General features: G+C 73.6%; 19 protein-coding genes. 8 read left to right on the top strand and 11 right to left on the bottom strand.

Going from position 1 to position 20,308, the window contains the following annotated elements; translation table 11 throughout:
- Window positions 1-36 precede the first annotated feature (36 nt).
- Complete coding sequence (locus ACH01S_RS09570) at window positions 37-885, top strand: fumarylacetoacetate hydrolase family protein (RefSeq protein WP_067888076.1); 849 nt, start codon at window positions 37-39, stop codon at window positions 883-885.
- On the top strand, window positions 882-1,937 hold the full coding sequence (locus tag ACH01S_RS09565) for an Ldh family oxidoreductase (protein ID WP_067888072.1): 1,056 nt from the start codon (window positions 882-884) through the stop codon (window positions 1,935-1,937). Before ACH01S_RS09570 ends, ACH01S_RS09565 begins: the two co-directional genes overlap by 4 nt.
- A gap of 26 nt (window positions 1,938-1,963) precedes the next feature.
- Here ACH01S_RS09565 and ACH01S_RS09560 read toward each other — a convergent pair whose 3' ends face one another.
- From ACH01S_RS09560 to ACH01S_RS09510, 11 genes are all read right to left on the bottom strand, one after another.
- Complete coding sequence (locus tag ACH01S_RS09560) at window positions 1,964-3,142, bottom strand: epoxide hydrolase family protein (RefSeq protein WP_067888069.1); 1,179 nt, start codon at window positions 3,140-3,142, stop codon at window positions 1,964-1,966.
- Window positions 3,139-4,068, bottom strand: coding sequence for an SMP-30/gluconolactonase/LRE family protein (locus ACH01S_RS09555; protein ID WP_218010201.1), 930 nt, complete (start codon window positions 4,066-4,068; stop codon window positions 3,139-3,141). The genes ACH01S_RS09560 and ACH01S_RS09555 overlap by 4 nt, the downstream gene beginning before the upstream one ends.
- Before the next feature lie 68 nt (window positions 4,069-4,136).
- The gene (locus tag ACH01S_RS09550; RefSeq protein WP_067888063.1) at window positions 4,137-5,225 is read right to left on the bottom strand and encodes a zinc-dependent alcohol dehydrogenase; all 1,089 of its coding nucleotides are present in this window, start codon (window positions 5,223-5,225) and stop codon (window positions 4,137-4,139) included.
- A 13-nt stretch (window positions 5,226-5,238) separates the two neighbouring features.
- Window positions 5,239-6,042 (bottom strand): SDR family oxidoreductase, encoded by an 804-nt coding sequence (locus tag ACH01S_RS09545; protein ID WP_083980497.1) that lies wholly within the window; start codon window positions 6,040-6,042, stop codon window positions 5,239-5,241.
- The gene (locus tag ACH01S_RS09540) at window positions 6,026-6,775 is read right to left on the bottom strand and encodes an ABC transporter ATP-binding protein (protein ID WP_067888060.1); all 750 of its coding nucleotides are present in this window, start codon (window positions 6,773-6,775) and stop codon (window positions 6,026-6,028) included. Before ACH01S_RS09540 ends, ACH01S_RS09545 begins: the two co-directional genes overlap by 17 nt.
- Complete coding sequence (locus ACH01S_RS09535) at window positions 6,762-7,547, bottom strand: ABC transporter ATP-binding protein (RefSeq protein ID WP_169809238.1); 786 nt, start codon at window positions 7,545-7,547, stop codon at window positions 6,762-6,764. The genes ACH01S_RS09540 and ACH01S_RS09535 overlap by 14 nt, the downstream gene beginning before the upstream one ends.
- Complete coding sequence (locus ACH01S_RS09530) at window positions 7,544-8,551, bottom strand: branched-chain amino acid ABC transporter permease (RefSeq protein ID WP_067888056.1); 1,008 nt, start codon at window positions 8,549-8,551, stop codon at window positions 7,544-7,546. The genes ACH01S_RS09535 and ACH01S_RS09530 overlap by 4 nt, the downstream gene beginning before the upstream one ends.
- Before the next feature lie 25 nt (window positions 8,552-8,576).
- Window positions 8,577-9,446, bottom strand: coding sequence for a branched-chain amino acid ABC transporter permease (locus ACH01S_RS09525; protein WP_067888053.1), 870 nt, complete (start codon window positions 9,444-9,446; stop codon window positions 8,577-8,579).
- A gap of 13 nt (window positions 9,447-9,459) precedes the next feature.
- Entirely contained in the window at window positions 9,460-10,629 is a 1,170-nt protein-coding gene (locus tag ACH01S_RS09520) for an ABC transporter substrate-binding protein (protein ID WP_067888050.1), read from the bottom strand.
- A gap of 19 nt (window positions 10,630-10,648) precedes the next feature.
- Window positions 10,649-11,740, bottom strand: a complete 1,092-nt coding sequence (locus ACH01S_RS09515; protein WP_067888047.1) for an acyl-CoA dehydrogenase family protein — start codon at window positions 11,738-11,740, stop codon at window positions 10,649-10,651.
- Window positions 11,741-11,834: 94 nt separating this feature from the next.
- Window positions 11,835-13,004 carry an acyl-CoA dehydrogenase family protein gene (locus ACH01S_RS09510; RefSeq protein WP_067888044.1) on the bottom strand — a complete coding sequence of 390 codons (1,170 nt, stop codon included), beginning with the start codon at window positions 13,002-13,004 and terminating at the stop codon, window positions 11,835-11,837.
- A gap of 444 nt (window positions 13,005-13,448) precedes the next feature.
- On the opposite strand from ACH01S_RS09510, the gene ACH01S_RS09505 reads away from it, so the two are divergent.
- From ACH01S_RS09505 to ACH01S_RS09480, 6 genes are read left to right on the top strand one after another with little or no spacing between them, the layout of a single operon-like run.
- Complete coding sequence (locus ACH01S_RS09505) at window positions 13,449-15,176, top strand: N-acyl-D-amino-acid deacylase family protein (protein WP_067888041.1); 1,728 nt, start codon at window positions 13,449-13,451, stop codon at window positions 15,174-15,176.
- The gene (locus tag ACH01S_RS09500; RefSeq protein WP_067888038.1) at window positions 15,173-16,366 is read left to right on the top strand and encodes an amidohydrolase family protein; all 1,194 of its coding nucleotides are present in this window, start codon (window positions 15,173-15,175) and stop codon (window positions 16,364-16,366) included. The genes ACH01S_RS09505 and ACH01S_RS09500 overlap by 4 nt, the downstream gene beginning before the upstream one ends.
- Before the next feature lie 45 nt (window positions 16,367-16,411).
- A complete protein-coding gene (locus ACH01S_RS09495; protein ID WP_067888035.1) occupies window positions 16,412-17,581 on the top strand; it encodes an ABC transporter substrate-binding protein in 1,170 nt (389 codons plus the stop codon).
- 3 nt (window positions 17,582-17,584) lie between these two features.
- On the top strand, window positions 17,585-18,460 hold the full coding sequence (locus ACH01S_RS09490) for a branched-chain amino acid ABC transporter permease (RefSeq protein WP_067888033.1): 876 nt from the start codon (window positions 17,585-17,587) through the stop codon (window positions 18,458-18,460).
- A complete protein-coding gene (locus ACH01S_RS09485) occupies window positions 18,447-19,487 on the top strand; it encodes a branched-chain amino acid ABC transporter permease (RefSeq protein ID WP_067888030.1) in 1,041 nt (346 codons plus the stop codon). Before ACH01S_RS09490 ends, ACH01S_RS09485 begins: the two co-directional genes overlap by 14 nt.
- Entirely contained in the window at window positions 19,484-20,263 is a 780-nt protein-coding gene (locus ACH01S_RS09480) for an ABC transporter ATP-binding protein (RefSeq protein WP_067888027.1), read from the top strand. The genes ACH01S_RS09485 and ACH01S_RS09480 overlap by 4 nt, the downstream gene beginning before the upstream one ends.
- The last annotated feature ends 45 nt before the right edge of the window (window positions 20,264-20,308 follow it).

Genomic DNA, 20,308 nt, shown 5'->3' with positions numbered 1-20,308 from the left:
GTGAAAGGGCCCTCGCCCCCGGATCCTGGAGAGACGATGAGGCTCGCCCGAGTACGCCGGAACGGCGCCGACACGCTCGCGATCGCCGGAGCCGCCGCGGGCGGGGCCGTCCGCGTCGTCCCCGCGGGGTCGCGGCTGCCGACCGCGCCGGTCACGCCGGACGAGCTCGCCGCGCTCGCCGCCGCCGCGCCGCACCTGCCGGAGGCCGACCCCGCCGGGCTGGCGTTCCTGCCGCCGGTCCGGGCGCCCGGCAAGATCGTGGCGATCGGGCTCAACTACGCCGAGCACGCGGCCGAGGGCGGGCTGGACGTCCCCAAGGAGCCCGTCGTGTTCGCCAAGTTCCCGAGCGCGCTGCGCGGGCACGGCGAGACCGTCGAATGGGACCCGGCGGTCGCCGCGCAGGTCGACTACGAGGCGGAGCTCGCCGTCGTCATCGGCGCACCGGCGCGGCACGTCTCCGAACGGGACGCGCTCGGCCACGTCCTCGGCTACACCTGCCTGAACGACGTGTCGGCGCGCGACCTGCAGCGCGACGACGGCCAGTGGGTCCGCGCGAAGTCGCTGGACACCTTCTGCCCGATGGGCCCGTGGCTCGTCACCGCCGACGAGGTCCCCGACCCGCAGGACCTCGCCGTCCGCTGCCGGGTCTCCGGGGAGCTCCGGCAGGACGCGAGCACCGCCGACATGATCTTCTCCGTCCGGGAACTGATCGCGCGGCTCAGCCGGGCGTTCACGCTCCTGCCCGGCGACGTCATCGCGACCGGGACGCCGCCCGGCGTCGGCATGGCGAGCACCCCGCCCCGCCTCCTCCGCGACGGCGACGTCGTGGAGGTGGAGATCGAGGGCATTGGCACGCTTCGGAACACCTGCCGGGAGACAGCATGACGATCGCCTCCAACACGCTCCCGGCCGAGGTGCTGGCCGACGCCGCCGCGCGCATCCTGGAGCGCGTCGGCGTCCCGGCGGCGGGCGCGGCGCGGGTGGCGCGCAACCTCGTCACCGCCGACCTGCGCGGCGTCGAGACGCACGGGCTCATCCGGCTCCGCTCGTACGTGGAGCGGATCGAGGCGGGCGGGATCGAAGCAGACCCCGAGATCACGGTCGTCCGGGACCATCCGGCGACGGCGCTGCTCGACGGCGGGAACGGGCTCGGCGCGGTCGCCGCGTCCGCCGCGATGGACCTGGCGATGGGGAAGGCGGCGGCGTCCGGCGCGGGCCTGGTCGTCGTCCGCGACATCAACCATTTCGGCGCCGCCGCCGACTACAGCCTGACGGCCGCCGAGCAGGGCATGATCGGCCTCGCCGCGACCAACGTGCTCGCGCTGATCGCGCCGACCGGGGCGGCGGTGCCGATGGTCGGCAACAACCCGCTGTCGTTCGCGTTCCCCGGCGACCCGCCCGTGGTGTACGACTCGGCGATGAGCGTGTCGACGTGGGGGCGCGTCCTCGTCGCCGCGCAGCGCGGCGAGCCCCTCCCCGAGGACGCGTTCCTCGACGGCGACGGGCGGCCGACCACCGACCCGGCGGCGGTCCTCGACGGCGGGACGCTGCTGCCCGTCGCCGGGTACAAGGGGTACGGCCTCGCGCTCTGCGTCACGCTGCTGACCGGCGTCCTCGCCGGATGGCTGTCGGACGCCGAGCTGACCGGCCACCGCCCGCACGAGCCCGGCGGCAACACCGCGCTGCTGGGCGCGATCGACGTCGGCGCGTTCACCGACCCCGACGGGTACGCGCGCCGCGTCGACCGGATCGGCGCGGAGATCCGCACCGCGCCGCGCCGTCCCGGCGTGGACCGCGTGTGGCTGCCCGGCGAGAAGGAGACCGAGCGCGAGCGGGAGCGCCGGGAGCACGGCGTGCCGGTCGCGGACCCGGTCCGCGCCGACCTCGCCGCGCTCGCCGCCCGGCTCGGCGTGGAGATCGACGCCCGGCTCCGCTGACCCCGCCCGGGGTCAGCGGGGCGGGGTCAGCGCAGCGGACGGAAGAACGCGCGGATGCTGGCGGCGACCGCCTCCGGCTCCTCCCACGACGCGAAGTGCCCGCCCGCCGGAAGCTCCGCCCAGTGCCGGACGTCGTGCGTCCGCTCGACCATCTCGCGGGGCGCCTGGCGCGGCGGGCTGCCCGGCAGCTCCGGCGGCATCGCGACGCCCGTCGGCACCGGCAGGCGGCTGCCCGGCGCGATCGGCGGGTCGGCGTGCACCCGCTCGTAGTACACCCGGATCGACGAGCCGATGCTCCCGGTCGCCCAGTACAGGGTCGCGCCGGTGAGCAGGTCGTCCTTGGCGTACCGGCGTTCGAGGTCGCCGCCGCAGTCGCTCCACGCGCGGTGCTTGTCGAGGAGCCAGGACAGCAGGCCCATCGGCGAGTCGTTCAGCGCGTGCGCCAGGCTGGACGGCTTCGTCCGGTGCAGGACGCCGTACGCGCCCTCCGCCGCGCCCCACGCCCGCGACCGTTCGAGGAACCGCGCCTCCGCCGCCGACGCCGGACGGAACGGCGGGTCGAACGACACGGGCGGCAGCAGCACCGGGTCGTGCGTGTGCAGGCCGACCACGGACCCGGGGTCGGCGAACGCCATCCGCCCGCCGACGTACGCGCCGAGCCCCGTGACGTGCAGGCCGTAGCGCCGGTGGCCGAGGCCGTCCGCGACGACGCGGGCGAGGGTCTCCGCCATCCGCGCGTACCCGAAGCCGCGTTCCGTGGGCGGGTCGGAGAAGCCGAACCCGGGCAGCGACGGGACGACGACGTCGAACGCGTCCGCCGGGTCCGCGCCGTGCGCGGCCGGGTCGGCGAGCAGCGGGATCAGCCGCGTCATCTCCAGGTAGCCGCTCGGCCAGCCGTGGACGAGGACGATCGGCAGCGGGTCCGGGCCCGTCCCGCGCTCGGCGACGACGTGGACGCCGAGGCCGTCCACCTCGGCGCGCAGGTTGGCGTGCGCGTTCAGCCGCTTCTCGGCCGCCCGCCAGTCGAAGCGCGCGCGCCAGTGCTCGACCAGTTCGGCGAGGTAGCGGCCGCTCGTGCCGTAGTCCCAGCCCGCGTCCGCGACCTCGTCGGCCGGGCGGGCTCGGTCGAGGCGGTGGCGCAGGTCGTCCAGCACGGCCTGCGGGACGTCGATCGTGAACGGCGCCACCCGCACCGCGCGGCTCATCGCACGCCCTGCTGGAAGTGCAGCGGCAGGCCCGGCTCCGGCCACGGGCACGAGACGAGCCGCCCGTGCTCGGCCAGCGTCAGGTACGCGGTCGACATGTCCGGGCCCCCGAAGCAGATGTTGGTGACCATCCGGTCGGCCAGCTCGTCCGGGAGGAGGTACTTGGTGATCCGCGCGCCGTCCGGGGAGATGACCGTGACGCCGCCCTGGATCAGCGTGCCGACGCAGACGTTGCCCGCCGCGTCCAGCGCGAGCGAGTCGAAGTAGGCGAGCCCGGGGAGCTGGCCCGTGAGGGTGGACGGGTCGCGCGGCGGCGCGTCGTCCAGCGTGCCCGGCGCGGTGAGGTCGCGGCCGATGAGCCGGGCCGTCGCGGTCTCGGCGTAGTACAGCCGCCCGTCGCCCGGCGACAGCCCGACCCCGTTGGGCGTCTCCGCCGGATGGATCGCCTCCTGGATCTCGCCGTCCGGCGTCACGTAGAACAGCGAGCCGAGGTCGCGGCGGCGGCCCTGGATCTTGCCGGTGTCGGTGAACCAGTAGCCGCCCTCCGCGTCGAACACGATGTCGTTCGGGCCGGACAGCGGACGCCCGTCGCACTGGGTGAACAGGATCTCGGTAGTGCCCCTGTCCAGGTCGACGCGCTCCATCCGGCCGCCCTGCCACACGTCCGGCCATTTCCCGCCGTTGTTGCACACGTAGACGAGGCCGTCCGGGCCGATCGCCGCGCCGTTGGGGCCGCCGCCGGTGACGGCCGCGACGTCCTTCGTCCCGTCCGGGCGGACGCGGGTCAGCCGCCCGCCCGCGATCTCGGTGACGAGCACGCTCCCGTCGCCGAGCGCCACCGGCCCCTCGGGGAACTCCAGCCCCTCGGCGAGGACGGTCACGTCCGTCAGCCGCCGGACCGTGACTTCGTGCGAACGCGTTTCCACTACCGGGTGAAGGCTCATGCGTGTCTCATGTGGGGGGACGACCCCCCACGACCCCCGGTTCGCTTCGCTCATGCTGAAGGCTCGATTCTCGCGTGTACGGGTTTCTCGTCCGACATCAGGGCGCGGAGGGCGTCCTCCGCGCGCTCCAGTGGGTAGGCGTGGCTCGCGAACCTCTCCAGCGGCCACCGCCCGGACTCGATCAGCGCGACCGCCTGCTCCATCGAGCGCAGCGACCGCGACACCGCGCCCTTCACCGTCAGGCTCTTGGCGCAGGCGAGGTCGACGGGGAACGGCGCGAGGCCGTCCGCGCCCTTCAGCCCGGCGAGGACGACCGTGCCCTTGCGCCCCGCCATCCGGACCGCGTCGGTCACGGACGCGAGCGACCCCGGCGTGGTGTCGATGACGATGTCGGGCGCCTCCCCGAGCACGCGCGGGACGGCCTCGGCCGCGGACTCGTCCGTCACGTCGATCGCGTGGTCGGCGCCGAGCTCCAGCGCCAGGTCGAGCCGCTCGCGGTCGGCGGCCAGCCCGGTCACCGCGATCGGCCCGGCGCCCGCCGCGCTCGCCGCGATCACCGACGCCAGCCCGCGCGGCCCGGGGCCGAGGATCGCGACGGACGTCCCGTACCGCGCGCCGCCGAGGTCGAGCGCCCAGTCGACGCCGTTGGCCAGCACGTTGAACAGCGACGCCGCCGCCACGCTCACCGACCCGGACACCGGGACGAGGATCGCCTCCGGCGCCAGGTACAGGTGCGTCGCGAACCCGCCCCACAGGCCGGGCCCGACGTCCGGGCTCCGGAACCCGTAGATGGTGCCGTCGGCGAACTCCGGCGCCGTGCAGCCGCGCAGCCCGGCGCGGCACGTCCGGCAGCGCCCGCAGGTCAGGGTGGAGTGGACCGCCACCCGGTCGCCCTCCGCCAGCCGCCACCGCGCCCGCGCCGCCGCGCCGATCGCGACGACGCGGCCGACCGGCTCGTGGCCCGGCACCAGCGGGAGCCGCGCGGCGGACCGCCCCTCGAACACCTCGATGTCGGTGCCGCAGATCCCGCACGCCTCCACCGCGAGCAGCGCGTCGTCCGCGCCGATCCCCGGCAGCGGGCGTTCCCGCAGCTCGTACGCCTCCGGCCCGGTCTGCACGATGTACCGCGCGCCGTCCAATCCGGTCGCCTCCTCAGTGGAACGTCTCGCCCGCGTTCACGTCGACGGTCTGGCCGGTCATCCCGTACGACAGGTCCGACGCCAGGAAGACGATCACCCGGGCGCACTCCTCGTCGCTGGTCAGCCGGGGCAGCGCGTTGTCGGCCACCATGCCGCGCGTCTCGGTCTCGGCGCTCGTGCCGCGCTCGGCTGCGAGCCGGTCGATGTAGGTGCGCAGCGACGGGCCCCACATCCGGCCGGGGACGATCGTGTTGACCCGGATCCCGTCCGGGCCGACCTCCCGCGCGAGCACCTGCGCCGCCGTCACCAGCGCCGACTTCGCCGTGGCGTACGGGCCGCGGCCCGCCTTGATCCGCCGCATGCTCTGCGAGCCGACGAACACGACCGACCCCTGGCTGCGGCGCAGCTCGGGCAGCGCCGCCTTGGTCATCCGCAGCGACCCGAAGAGGGTGACGTCCATCGTCTCCCGCCACCGGTCGACGTCGGCGTTCTCCAGCGTCGTCCCGTGCGGCGCGGACGCGAACGCGTTGTTCACCACGCAGTCGACCCCGCCGAACTCGCGCCGGGCGAGCGCGACCAGGGCGCGGCAGTCGGCGTCGGAGGTGACGTCGCAGAGCAGCCGCGCCGTCCGGGCACCGGTCGCGGCCACCTCGGCGGCGACCTTGCCGACCGCCTCGGCCGAGCGTCCGCCGAGGACCACCGACGCGCCCGCCGCGGCGGCGGCCAGCGCCGTCTGGCGGCCCAGTCCCGGGCCGACGCCGGAGACGATCACCGTGCGGCCGTCCAGCAGCCGTTTCGCGTCATACGTCGGCGGCACGCTGCTCCTCCGTCTGGTCCGGGGCGCCGTCGTCCGCGCCGACGCCGATCATCAGCCGGGCGAGCCGGTGCGGGTCGGCGAACTCCGCCGCCGGTCCGCTGCCGACCGGACGCCCCTCCCGCATCACGACGACCGTGTCGGCGATCCCGAGCACCCGGGACGCGACCTGCTCCACGATCAGCAGCCCCACCGCGCCCTTCAGCCGGCGGAACGTGTCGTAGATCCGGTCGGCGACCGACGGCGCGAGGCCGAGGGACGGCTCGTCCAGCAGCAGGACGCCGGGCGAGGCGACGAGGGCGCGGCCGATCGCGAGCATCTGCTGCTCGCCGCCGGACAGCGCCCACGCGCCGCGCCCGCGCATCGCCGCGAGCGCGGGCAGCAGGTCGTACACGTCGCCGATGGAGAACCGCGCGGGCCGGCCCCGGCCCGCCACGGTCGCGACCCGCAGGTTCTCCTCGACGCTGAGGCTGCCGAACACCCGCCGCCCCTCCGGCACGTGGACGACGCCCGCCCTCGCGATCCGGCGCGGCGACCGCTGCGACAGCTCCGCGCCGTCCAGCCGGACGCTGCCGCCGTGCGCGACGAGCCCCGACACCGCGCGCAGCGTCGAGGTCTTGCCCGCGCCGTTCGGCCCGAGGACCGCGACGGCCGCGTCCGACGCGACGGTCAGGCTCAGCCCCTCCACCGCGCGCACCGGCCCGTACCGGACCGACAGCCGCTCAATTTCCAGCATCGTTCAACTCCCCGATGTAGGCGGCCCTGACCCGGTCGTGCCGCCAGACGTCGGCGGGCTCGCCCTCGTGCAGCTTGAGCCCCTCCTCCAGCACGACCAGCCGGTCGCAGACCTCGTTGAGCAGCGAGATCCGGTGGTCGATGAGCAGGACCCCGACGCCCTCGGCGGCGAGGTCGGCGATCAGCGTCCGGAGCGCGGTGACCTCCGTGTCGTTCAGCCCGGCGGACGGCTCGTCCAGCAGCAGCACCCGCGGCCGCGCCACCAGCACGCGCGCCAGCTCCACTAGCCGCCGCTGCCCGTAGGTCATCACCGCCCCGGTGACGTCGGCGGCCGCGGAGCCGCCGACCCGGTCGAGCGCGGCGGCGGCGTCGCGCCGCCGGTCCCGCTCGGCGGTGCCCGCCCGCATCCGCCGGAACATGGCGGCGCCCGCGCTGCGCCCCGCCATCAGCCGGTGCCCGGTGCAGACGTTCTCGATCCCGGTGAGCTTCGGGTGGACGCGCGGCGTCTGGTACGTGCGGCGCAGCCCGAGCCGGGCGGCGCGGCCCGGCCTGGAGAGCTGGAGCGCGGTGCCCTGCGCGCGGACCTCGCCCTCCGCGTCCACGACCCCGGTCACCGCGTTGACCAGCGTCGACTTGCCCGAACCGTTGGGGCCGGTCAGCCCCACGCACATCCCGGACGGCACCGTCAGCGACACGCCCTTGAGCGCGTAGACGCCGCCGAAGTGCACCTTGACGTCCTTGACCTCCAGCGCGTTCACGTCCGGCGCGTTCACGGGCTGCCTCCTTCCACCCGGACCGTCCCGGGTCTGACGAGCCGGGCGCGGGCCCACGCGCGGAACCGGTCCCAGAGGCCGAGCACGCCGTCCGGCAGCGCCACGAGGACGATCAGCAGCGTGATCCCGTAGACCATCCCCGACCATTTGCCCGCCCCGTGCAGGATCTCCGGCAGCGGGGTGACGACGGCGGCGCCGATGACCGGGCCGAGCACCCGGCCCGACCCGCCGAGCACCACCATGATCAGGACCTGCAGCGCCATGGAGATGTCGAACGAGGCGATGGAGATGAACGTGCCGGTGCTCGCCAGCATCACCCCGGCGAGCCCGGTGAACGCCGCGTGGACGGCGTACGCCTCCAGCTCCAGCCGCCGGATCGGCAGCCCGTCGTTCTGCCCGATGTGCCGCAGGTCCTTCACCACGAGCAGGTCGCGGGCCCAGGCCGACCGGTACAGCAGCGAGCCCGCGGCCACCCCCGCCGCCGACAGCAGCCAGGCGACCAGGAAGACGCCCGCGAGCTCGTCGCCGTCCACCAGCCCGAACGTCACGGCCGGGACCGGCCCGACCCCGGACGCCCCGCCGGACAGCGACTCCCAGTTGACCAGCACGATCGTGATCAGCCCGCCGACCGCGACCGACGCGATCGCGAAGTACAGCCGGCTGAGCCGGATCGTCGCGAGCCGGATCGCCAGCCCGAGGACGGTCGTCGCCGCGACCGCCACGACCATGGCGATCTCCGCGGGCATGTGCTTGGCGAACCAGGCGTAGCCGAAGGCGCCCGCCGCCGCGAGGCCCGCCGTGGCGAAGCTGAACTGCCCGCTTTGCGCGTAGACGATGCTGAACCCGACCGCCAGCACCACGTTCACCGCCGCGAGCGAGGCCACCGTCAGCAGGTAGCCGTCGCCGCCCGCGGCGATCACGTAGCCGACGACGAGATAGCAGATGAGCCCGGAGCCGAGCGCCGTGTTGGCGCGTGCCCCTGTCGAGGCGCGTGTCGCCGTCATCGCGATTCCCCTTCCATTCGTCCGGTCAGAACCGCTCGGCGGCGATCGGGCGGGCCAGCCCCGTCGGCCTGACCAGCAGCAGGGCGAGCATGACGAGGAACGGGTAGGCGTTCGTGTACGCGCTGGAGACGTAGCCGGTGAGCAGTTGCTGCGCCACCCCGAGCACCACGGCCGACGCGGCCACCCCGCCCATGCTGTCGAAGCCGCCGATGGTGACGGCCGCGAAGACGAACAGCACGATGCTGAAGCCCATCATCGGGCTGATCGCGATCGACGGGCCGAGCAGCACCCCGCCGAGCGCGGCGAGCGCGCCGGACAGCCCGAACGTGAGGAAGTTCAGCCCGCTCGCCGGGACTCCGTAGAGGACGGCGACCTCGCGGTCGGCGGCGAGCGCCCGCACCATCCGCCCGAGCTGGGTGAACTGGAACAGCGCGTACATCCCGGCGAACACGATCGCGGTGATGAGGATCGTCCAGAGCGACAGGACGGGCAGCGGCGTGCCGAAGACGTCCACCGACCCGTGCCCGAAGGCGGACGGCACCGACTGCGGGTCCGACCCCTGCCACACGGTCAGCCCCGCCTGGATCGCCAGCGCGATCCCGAACGTCGCGACCGCGACCGTGAGTCTCGGCTGGTCCCGCAGCGGGACGAAGACGATCCGCTCGATCGCCCCGCCCGCCACGAACAGCACGACGATCGTCAGCCCGACCGCCGCCATCGGCGGCATCGCGCCGGTGAACGCCAGGTACACGAACGCGCCGAGGGTCAGCAGGTCGCCCTGCGCGAAGTTGACCGCGCCGCTCGCCTTGTGGACGAGCACGATCCCCGACGCGACCAGGGCGTACACCGCGCCTGTCGAGAACCCGGCGAACAGCAGTGCAATGAACCTGTCCATCGCGCCGCCCGCCTCAGTAGGCCCCGGTCAGGCCGGAGACGATCCCGCCGAGGGTCTCCTTGCCGCCGTCCAGCTTCACGACCTTGTAGTCGTGGATGAAGTTCTGGTCGGGGTCGGCGGACGACTCCCCGCAGATGCCCTTGAACCCCTTGATCGCGGCGAGGCCCTCGCGGAGCTTGGCGCCGCCCTCGCCCTTCGAGTTCCGCATGCCCTGGGCGATGAGCTGCACGGCCTCGTAGTAGTAGCCGTTGACGTACGAGCCGGGGTACTTGCTGGTGTAGGCGTCCATGAACTTCTTGGCGACCGGGTCCTGCCCCTGCGTCGCCTGCGGACGGCACGCCGCGACCATGCTCGTGTTCGTGAGGTCGCTCGGGGACAGCAGCTTCACGCCCGCCTCGGCGCCCGGGTCGAACACGATCGGGGACTTGATCCCGTTGGCCCGCATCTGCTTGACCATCAGGCCGAGCGGCTGCGGGTAGCCGAGCGCGACGACCGCGTCCGCGCCGCGCGTGGCCAGCGCCGCGTTCGTCAGGTCCGTCGCCTCCGGGGTGTAGGAGGCGACCTTCATGACCTTGATCTGCTTGGCCTTGAGGTCCTTGACGACGTCGTCCTTGACGTGCGTGCTCGTGTCGTCGGTCGAGTGCGTGACGACCACGTTCTTCGCCTTGAGCTGCTCGGCCATCACGCGGGAGATCGCCTCCGCCATCCGGTCGACCCGGTGGTAGATGCGGAACGTCCACGGGTTGCCCTGCGGCTGGCCCGGGTCGCTCTCCCGCTGCGCCGAGGCGTTGATCAGCGGCACCTCGGCCTTCGGCAGCAGCCCGAGGAAGGCGTTGGTCTGCGCGGACACCGACGGGCCGATCAGCGCGTCCGGCTTGTCGGCGAGCGCCCGCTGCGCGGCCGTGCGGCCCTGCTGCGGGGTGAGGCCGCCGATGTCGTAGAACTTGATCTTGATCTTGCGGCCGTCGACGCCGCCCGCGGCGTTGATGTCGTCGGCCGCCATCGTCAGGTTGTTCGTCGCGCCCTTCTGGGCCAGCGGGCCCGTCTGGTAGACGAGGGCGCCGATGTCGATCGTGTCGTCCGATCCTCCGCCGCCGCCGAGGTGGCCGCAGCCGGCCGCCGCGAGGCCGCAGAGGGAGACGAGGGCCAGGACGTGCCGGGCTCCGGGGTTTCTGACGCGCATGACGTCTCCTTCTCGCCGCTCAGGCTTCCTGAAGCGCGGTCACAAGCTCGTCCTCGTGGCGGGCCTGTCCGCCGAGGTCGTACTCCCAGTGCTTCGCGCGGCGGGTGAACAGCTGGACGTCGGACTCCAGCATGAACGCCATCCCCGCGTACACCTCGTGCGCGCAGTGCACGATGCGCTGCGCGGCGCGTCCCCCGTACGCCTTCGCGGCGGCCACCTCGCGGCGCGCCGCCCCGCCCTGGTCGAGCGCCCACGCCGCCTGCCGGGCGAGCAGCGCGGTGAGGTGCCCGTCGATCGCGATGTCGCTGCACAGGTACTGGACGGCCTGGAACCGCCCGATCGCCTGCCCGAACTGCTCGCGCTCCTTCGCGTACCGGACGGTCATCTCCAGCAGCGCCTCGCCCGCCCCCGCGATCTCGGCGCAGCGCAGCACGGCCGCCCGGTCGAGCGCGGGGCCGAGCAGGTCGTGGCCCGCGCCGGGCGCGCCGACCAGCGCGTCCGCGGGCGCCGTCACGCCGTCGAGGGTGACGGCGAACAGCGGGTGGCCCGCGATGTTGGGCAGCCGCTCGACCGCGCAGTCCGCCGGGTCGACGAGGAACAGCGTCACGCCCTCCGGCGCGCGGGCCGCGACGAGCAGCCGCGCCGCGACGTGCGCGAACGGGACGAGCAGCTTCGTCCCGCTGAGCCGGTGCCCGCCGCCCGCCGGGTCGGCGCGGACGGTGAGCGCGTCCGGGTCGTACTCGCCCGACTCCTCCGCCAGCGCCGGGACGACGATCGCCTCCCCGGCGGCCATCTCGGCGACGAGGGCGTCCCGCCCGCCCGCCGCGACCAGCGCCTGCGCGGCGACGACGGCGGACGGCAGGTGCGGGCTCGGCACGAGCGCGCGTCCCATCTCGGTGTACAGGGCGACCAGGTCGGCGATCCCCGAGCCGGTGCCGGGCTGGCCGAGGCCCAGCCAGCCGAGCCGCGCCATCTCCCGCCACAGGTCGGGGGAGTGGCCGTCCGGCGAGCCCTCCAGGTCCCGGACGACGTGCGTCGGGCAGCGTGCGGCGAACAGCCGGCGGGCGACCTCGGCCAGTTCGGCCTGCCGGTCCTCCGGTGCGACGTCCATGCGTGATCCTCCTGTCGGAACCGCCGGGTCGGCGGGCGGGGTCGGCGGGGGGACGGCGGAACGGGGATGTCCGCGGGGATGTCAGCGCGGCATGTCAGCGCGGGAGGCCGAGGCCGCGGGTGGCGAGCACCATCCGCTTGACCTGCGAGGTGCCGCCCGCGTGGTTGGCGTACGAGGCGCGGTACCACGCCTCGGCGTCGCCGCCGAGCGCCGCCCAGCGGCTGCCGGCCCGCAACTGCCCGAGCGGCCCGACGATCTGCCCGATGAGCTGGGCGAACCGCGGCTGGTGCTCCTTGTGGACGACGTGCCCGAGCGCCCCCGCGAACGCGGGCGTCCGCCCGTTCAGGGCGTCGCCGAGCGACTCGTAGGCGAGCAGCCGCTCGGTCTCCGCCATCAGGGCCAGCTCCGCGAGCCTGGACCGGACGCCCGGGTCCTCGACCAGCGGCCGCCCGCCCCGGACGGTCGTCTTGCAGTGGTCGAGGACGGCGCCGAGCATCCGCTGCAGCTCGGCGTGCCGCGCGGACACGCCGCCCGCCGCGTAGAAGGCGTTCATGATGTACGACCAGCCCTTGCCGACCTCGCCGATCAGCATGTCGCCCGGCACGCGCACGTTGTCGAGGTAGGTGTGGTTCTGGCGGCCGCCGCCGAGGTTGTCGAGCCGGGAGAACGACACGCCCGGCAGCGTCAGGTCGAGGCGGAAGATGCTGATGCCGCGGTGGCGGGGCGCGTCCGGGTCGGTGCGGGCGGCCAGGTACATGACGTCGGCGCGGTGGCCCCAGGTGGTGTAGGTCTTCTGGCCGCTGATCAGCCAGTCGCCGCCGTCCCGGACGGCGCGGGTGGTGAGGGACGCGAGGTCGGAGCCCGAGCCCGGCTCGGTCAGCCCCTCCGCCCAGAACTCCTCGAACCTCGCGATCTCCGGGAGGAACCGGCGCTTCTGCTCCTCGGTGCCGCCGACCAGCAGCGTCCCGGCCGCCAGCCCGTAGCCGATCATGTTGACGAACGGGGCGTCGCGCAGCGCGAACTCCTCCGCCATGATCAGCCGCTCGGTCAGCGGGCGGCCGAGCCCGCCGTACTCCGTCGGCCAGGTGAGCCCGATCCAGCCCTTGCGGCCGACCCGGCGGGTGAACTCGCGGGCGAACTCCCACAGCTCGTCGTCCTCGACGAACTCGTGGTTGAACGCCTTGTCGGGCGGCAGTTCGGCGTCGAGGAAGTCGCGGACCTCCTGCCGCCACCGTTCCTCTTCCGGGCTGAAGGCGAACTCCACTGCACGGCCTCCTCGGTCACGACCAGCGCGTCGATGCCGGGATGGTAGCCCGCACGCCACCCGAGTGTCTACCAGACGGTTGGTAGAGATTCTGTCTGACGACCGTCCGGTTCCGTGGCTGCGTCGGGTGCTGTCCGGCGGTCGGCGGCCGGTTGGCCGACATCGGACTCGGCGGCCGGGCGGCGGTCGACGGACGTGCGCCCCGGCGCTCCGCGGGCGCCGCCCGGAACATGACATTCGCGTCTTGTGCGCGCCGCGCGGAGGGTAGGCGCGCGGCCGCCCGAAAACCAGTCTAGACATGCGAATCAGCTTGATATACGGGCTAATCATGGTCCCGCGACGCTAGTTGACATTCATGTCTTGTCAGCCATCGAGACCCGATACATACTCCTCAACCAACGGCCGATGCGACCCGCGACCCTTGCCGAAGACCTAGGAGGAGCGATGCTCGACCTCGCCATCACCGGCGCGACGGTGGTAGACGGCGGCGGCGGACGGCCGGTGACCGCCGACGTGGGCGTCCGGGACGGCCGCGTCGCGGCGGTCGGGACGCTGGACGAGCCGGCCCGCGAGACCCTGGACGCGGACGGGCTCGTCGTCAGCCCCGGCTTCGTCGACCCGCACACCCACTACGACGCCCAGCTCTGGTGGGACCCGTTCGCCACCCCGTCCAGCTGGCACGGCGTCACCAGCGTGATCGGCGGCAACTGCGGCTTCACCCTGGCCCCGCTGAACAAGGGCGACGGCGACTACCTGCGCCGCATGATGGCGCAGGTCGAGGGCATGCCGCTCGCCGCGCTCGAAGAGGGCGTCGACTGGAGCTGGGAGAGCTTCGGGGAGTTCCTCGGCGGGCTCGACGGCAACCTCGGCGTCAACGCGGGCTTCCTGGTCGGGCACTGCGCGCTGCGCCGCTACGTCATGGGCCCGGACGCCGTCGGGCGGGAGGCGACCGAGCGGGAGGTCGCGGAGATGGCCGACGTGCTGCGCCGGTCCCTCGCGGCGGGCGGGCTCGGGCTGTCGACGACCCGGTCGTCCACCCACAAGGACGGCGACGGGGAGCCGGTCGCGTCCCGCTGGGCCTCGCCGGAGGAGCTGATCAGCCTCTGCCGGGTCGTCGGCGAATATCCCGGCACCACGCTTGAGGGGATGGTGCAGGGCTGCCTCGACCGCTTCAGCGACGAGGAGATCGAGCTGTTCGCGACGATGAGCGCCACGGCGGGCCGCCCGCTCAACTGGAACGTCCTCACCGTCGACTCCACCGACGCCGACAAGATCGCGCACCAGCTCCGCGCCGCCGCCCGCGCCCGCGAGCTGGGCGGCCGGGTCGTCGCGCTGACGATGCCGATCCTCGTCCCGATGAACATGAGCTTCCGGACGTTCTGCGCCCTCTGGCTGATCCCCGGCTGGGACGAGGTCCTGCGCGGCACCGTCGAGGAGCGCGTCGCGCGGCTGGGCGACCCGCGGGTGCGCGAGGACATGCTCGCCAAGGCCCGCACCAGCACGTTCGCACGCCTCGCCGAGTTCGGCAACTACGTCATCGGCGACGCCTTCCACCCCGACCTGCGCGAGTTCGTCGGACGCCGGGTGGACGAGCTGGCCGCCGAGCGCGGCGAGGACCCGTTCACCACCCTCGCCGCCATCGTCTGCAAGGACGAGCTGCGCACCGTCCTGTGGCCGCAGCCGACCAGCGACACCGCCAACGACTGGGCGCTGCGGAGCCTCGTGTGGGAGCACCCGGACGTGATGCTCGGCGGCTCCGACGCGGGCGCGCACCTCGACCGGATGTGCGGGTCGCCGTACTTCACCCGGTTCCTCGCCGACTCGCTGCGCGGCCGCAGGCTGGTGTCGCTGGAGCGGGCCGTCCAGCTGCTGTCGGACGTCCCGGCCCGGCTGTTCGGGCTGCGCGGGCGCGGCCGCCTCGAACCCGGCTACCACGCCGACATCGTCGTGTTCGACCCGGAGACCGTGGACGCGGGCCCGGCGACCCTCGTCCCCGACCTGCCGGGCGAGAGCCCCCGGCTGATCGCCGAGTCGGTCGGCGTGCGGCACGTCTTCGTCAACGGCGTCGAGACGATCCGGGACGGCGCGCCGACCGGGAGATTGCCCGGGACGGTCCTGCGCTCGGGCACCGAGACCGACACCGTCCAGACCAGGAAGGCAGCGCTGCGATGACCACGATTCCGCGCATCATCTCCGTCGACGACCACGTCGTCGAGCCGCCCGACCTGTGGACGTCGCGCCTGCCCCGCCGCTTCCTCGACCGGGGGCCGCGGATCGTCCGGCAGAAGGGGCGGCTGAGCATGCCGGGCGGGTGGCGCGAGGACCCGGACGGCGACTGGGCCGACGTCTGGCTGTACGACGACCTCGTCACGCCGCTGATGAAGCTGTCGGCCGCCGTCGGGTTCGAGGAGGTCGGCTTCGGCGCGGTCACCTTCGACGACATCCGCCCCGGCTGCTGGAAGCAGGCCGACCGGCTCGCCGACATGGACGCCAACCACATGGAGGCGTCGCTCTGCTTCCCGAACACCCTGCCCCGGTTCTGCGGGCAGGCGTTCATGGAGCGCGACGACAAGGAGCTCGCCCTGCTCTGCGTCCGCGCCTACAACGACTGGATGATCGACGAGTGGTGCGCGGGCCCGGCGCGCGGACGGCTGATCCCGCTGTCGATGGTCCCGCTCTGGGACGCCGAGCTCGCCGCCGAGGAGGTCCGCCGGTGCGCGGCGAAGGGCAGCCACGCGGTGACGTTCTCGGAGAACCCGCACCCGCTCGGGCTGCCGTCCATCCACTCGGGCGTCTGGGACCCGTTCTTCGCCGCCTGCGAGGAAACCGGCACGGTCGTGTGCCTGCACATCGGGTCGTCGTCCAGCATGCCAGGGACGTCGCCGGACGCGCCGTTCATCATCAGCTCCACGCTCACGTTCCAGAACGCGATGGGCTCGATGCTCGACTTCGTCTTCTCCGGGACGCTCGCGCGCTTCCCGAACCTGACCCTTGCCTACTCGGAGGGCCAGGTCGGCTGGATGCCGTACGTGATGGAGCGCGCCGACAAGCTCTGGCACGAGCGGTCGGACAACTCGTTCGGCACCGACCTGCCCGAGCCGCCGACCAGCTACATCCGCGGCCGGGTGTACGGCTGCATCTTCGACGACGAGACCGGGCTCGCCAACCGCGACGTCATCGGCATGGACCAGATCTGCTTCGAGACCGACTACCCGCACGCCGACAGCACCTACCCCGACTCCGCCGACGTGGCCGCCCGCATCTGCGACAAGGCGGGCCTGGACGACACCGAGATCTACAAGCTGCTGCGCGGCAACGCGATCCGGGCCTTCGGCCTGGAGCGCTACGGCATCGCGGCCTGACCCGCTCCCTCACCCCACCCCCCAAGCACAGAGGAGACCACGGGCATGTCGCACAGGAGAAGGCTCGCGCCCGCCCTCGCCGCCCTGGCCGTCGCGGCCGCCGCCGTCGGCTGCGGGGGCGACTCCGGCTCCGGCTCCGGCGAGCCGATCAAGATCGCCTGGATGGGCGCGGAGACCGGGGAGTACGCCACGAAGGACCGGCACTACGCCATCGACCTCGCGATCGCCGACATCAACGCCAAGGGCGGGATCGGCGGGCGCAAGGTCGAGTACAAGGCCTACGACGGGGGCCTCACCCCGCAGCAGGGCCTCACCGCGGTGAAGAAGGCGCTCGCCGACAAGCCCGCCGCCATCATCGGGCTCGCCACGACCGCGCAGGTGAAGGCGACGGCGCCGCTGCTGAAGTCGGCCGGGATCCCGACGCTGCACGTCGCGCAGTCGCACACCCTCGGCAAGTCGACGCTGAAGGTCGACAACGTCTTCCGGTACGGGCCGACCGAGGCGATGCAGACGCACGCGCTCACCGACTACATCGTGACGACCGCCAAGCCGAAGAAGGTCGGGCTGCTCGCGAGCACCGACCCGGGCTCGGAGGAGGCGGCGCGGCTGCTGCGCGCGGGCCTCACGGCGGGCGGCGTCGCGAACATCGTCGAGCGGCGGGTGCCGCAGACGGCGACCGACCTCACCGAGGCCGTGCTCGCCTTCCGCGGCGTGGACGCGACCGTGACCTGGAGCTTCCCGACGATCGACTCGCTGTTCCTGCGGCAGCGCGGGCAGAACGGGCTGACCGCGCCGACGTTCGGCGACAACAGCGGCGGCTCCATCCTCGGCGGGCGCCTCAACCCGCCCGCCGAGCTCAAGGGCTACCACTACGTGATCGCCTGCGACCCCGACCTGTCGCAGGCGCCGGAGGCGCAGGCGTACGTCGCGGCCTACAAGAAGAAGTACGGGCCGTCGCCGACCAACCCGCAGCTCGCGCAGGGCTACGACGCCTTCCGGGTGCTGGCCGCGGCGATCGAGAAGGCCGGGGGCACCGACCCGAAGGCGCTCACGAAGGCGCTCGGCGCCGTCACCCACCAGGGCGTCTGCGGCACCTACAAGGCGGACGAGGAGAACGACCTCTACCACTCCGACGTCATCATCGACGCCGAGGGCGGGCTGACCGGCCGCAAGCTGCTCAAGACCTACGACGGCCTGACGAGCCGGGCGGGCTGACCGATGGGCCATTTCGTCGGCCTGCTGGCGTCCGGCGTCGCCCAGGGCGCGATCGCCGCGCTCATCGCGCTCGGGATCGTCCTGCTGCACCAGACGACGGGCGTGGTCAACTTCGCGCAGGGCGACCTGCTGACGCTCGGCGCGTACTTCGGGGTGTGGCTCGTCGTGGAGCACGGCGTCGCCACGATCCCCGCCTACCTCATCGTCGTCGCGCTGGTGTTCGGCGTGGGCGTCGCGATGGAGCGGATCGGGTACGCGCCGCTGCGGCGGCAGCCGATCCTCGCCGTCGTCATCTCCACGTTCGCGCTGGCCCTCGGCCTGCGGTCGCTGATCATCCTGTGGCAGGGCAACGACCAGAAGACGCTGCCGTCCCCGTTCGGCGGCAGGGTCTGGCACTTCGCCGGGGCCGCGATCCCGTACCAGAGCGTGCTGATCGTCGCGGTGACCGGCGTCGTGCTCGCCGGGCTCATGCTCATGCTGCACAGGTCGTCGATCGGACGGCAGGTCCGCGCGCTCGCCGCCGACCGGGAGACCGCGCTGCTCCAGGGCATCCGCGTCACCCGGCTGTCGGTGCTCATGTTCGGGCTGTCGGCGGCGCTCGCCGGGCTCGGCGGGGTGCTCGTCGCGCCGACGCTGACCGTGTCGCCGCAACTCGGGTTCACGCTGCTGCTGTCGTCGTTCGCCGCGACCGTGCTCGGCGGGTTCGACCGGATGGGGGCGACCGTGCTCGCGGCGTTCGGGATCGCGATCGTCCAGCAGATGGCCGCGGGGTACGTCTCGGCCGACTACGTCGAGGCGTACCCGTACCTGATCCTGCTCGTCGCGCTGGTGCTGCGGCCCAGCGGCCTGTTCGGGGAGGTCGTCCGTGTCCGCTACTGACCGCGCCGCCGCGGGGACGGGCCGGGCCCGGCCGGGCCGCGCCGCCCCGCCGCCGATCCGTCCCGCGATCTTCGACCGGCGGCAGCGCGAGTGGGTCGTCGCCGTCGCCGTGCTCGGGGCGCTGCTGCCGCTGCTCGTCCAGGGCCTGTACGGCACCGGCATCATGATCACGTCGGCGATCTACGGGCTGCTGGCGCTCGGCTTCTACTTCCAGCTCACCCTCGCCGGGCAGTTCAGCCTCGCCACCGTCGGGTTCTACGCCATCGGCGCGTACACGTCGGTGTGGGCGTCGCAGCACGGCGGGTTCCTCGTCGGGCTCGTCACGGCGGTGTTCGTCACCGGCCTGATCGGGACGCTGCTCAAGCTCGCCCTCTCCCGCAGCCCGCTCATCCAGTTCGCCATCGCGACCCTCGCGTTCGGTGAGCTGACCATGATCGTGATGCGCAACTGGACGGGCTTCACCGGCGGCGGCACCGGCCGCTACGGCATCGAGACGAAGATCTTCGGGCTGGCGCTCGACACCCCGCGCGAGTACTTCTACCTGGCTTTCGGCGTCCTCGTCGCCGGCATCGCGCTGGCCGTGCTGGTGGAGCGGTCGCCCGCCCAGCGCGACCTGATCTTCGCCCGGACGATGGGCGACGTCGCCCGCACCACCGGCCTGCCCACCCGCCGCCTCCAGGCGGTGGCGTTCGGCATCGGCGCCGGGTACATGGGCGCGGCCGGGTCGCTGCTCGCGCACACCTCGGCGTTCATCGACCCGTCGTCGTTCCACGTCGAGATCTCCCTGGACGTGCTGCTCATGCTGCTGCTCGGCGGCAGCGGCTCGATCTGGGGGCCGCCGGTCGGCGCGGTCATCCTGACGCTCGTCCCCGAGTGGCTGCGCGACCTCGCGGACTACAAGGAACTGGTGTACGCGGTGATCATCCTGCTGGTGATCGTGATGCTGCCGGGCGGGCTGGCGTCGCTGCCGGAGAAGGTCCGGGCCCGCCTCGACCGGCGCCCGCCGGGAGGGGCGGTGAAGCGATGAGCGCCGTGCGGGCGGAGGCGCCGCTGCTGAAGTGCGACGGGATCACCGTCCGGTTCGGCGGCGTCACGGCGGTGGACGACGTGTCGCTTGAGGTGCGCCCGGGCGAGGTCGTCGGGCTGGTCGGGCCGAACGGGTCCGGCAAGTCGACGCTGCTGAACGTGGTGTCCGGGCTGGTCGGGGCGTCCGGCTCGGTGCGGGTGGACGGCGCGGAGATCCCGCTGTCCAAGCCCGGCCGGATCACCCGGCACGGGGTGTTCCGCACCTACCAGACGCCGCAGGTCGACCCGGGCCTCACCTGCCTGGAGAACGTCATGGTGGCGTCCCGCGACCGGGGCCGCCGCACCACCGCGAGCGCCTGGCTGCGCCGCCGCTCGATGTGGGCGCGCGACCGCGAGCGCTGGAGCGAGGGCGCCGAGGCGCTGCGCCGGGTCGGCCTGCTCGACCGCGCGCACCAGCCCGCCGCCGGGCTCGCCTACGGGGAGCGCCGCCATCTGGAGATCGCGCGGGCGCTGATGGCGCGTCCCCGGCTGCTGCTGATGGACGAGCCCGCCGCCGGGCTCAGCTCGGTCGAGACCGAGCGGCTCGTCGAGCTGCTGGAGTCGGTCGCCGGGCTGGGCGGCAGCCTGCTGCTGGTGGAGCACAAGATCGCTTTCCTGGAGCGGCTGTGCGGCCGGATCGTCGTCCTGCAGACCGGCCGCCGCATCGCCGCCGGAACCCCCGCCGAGGTGTGGTCCCACCCCGAAGTGATCAGCGCGTACCTGGGGGAGGCCCGATGACCGGGACGAAGCGAGGACCATCGGGCTCCCAGCGGGGGTCCGGGG

This window comes from Actinomadura chibensis NBRC 106107 (assembly GCF_001552135.1).
GTDB lineage: Bacteria > Actinomycetota > Actinomycetes > Streptosporangiales > Streptosporangiaceae > Spirillospora > Spirillospora chibensis.
Note: the sequence above shows the minus strand (reverse complement) of the source record. Positions and strands in the feature narration are given on the sequence as shown.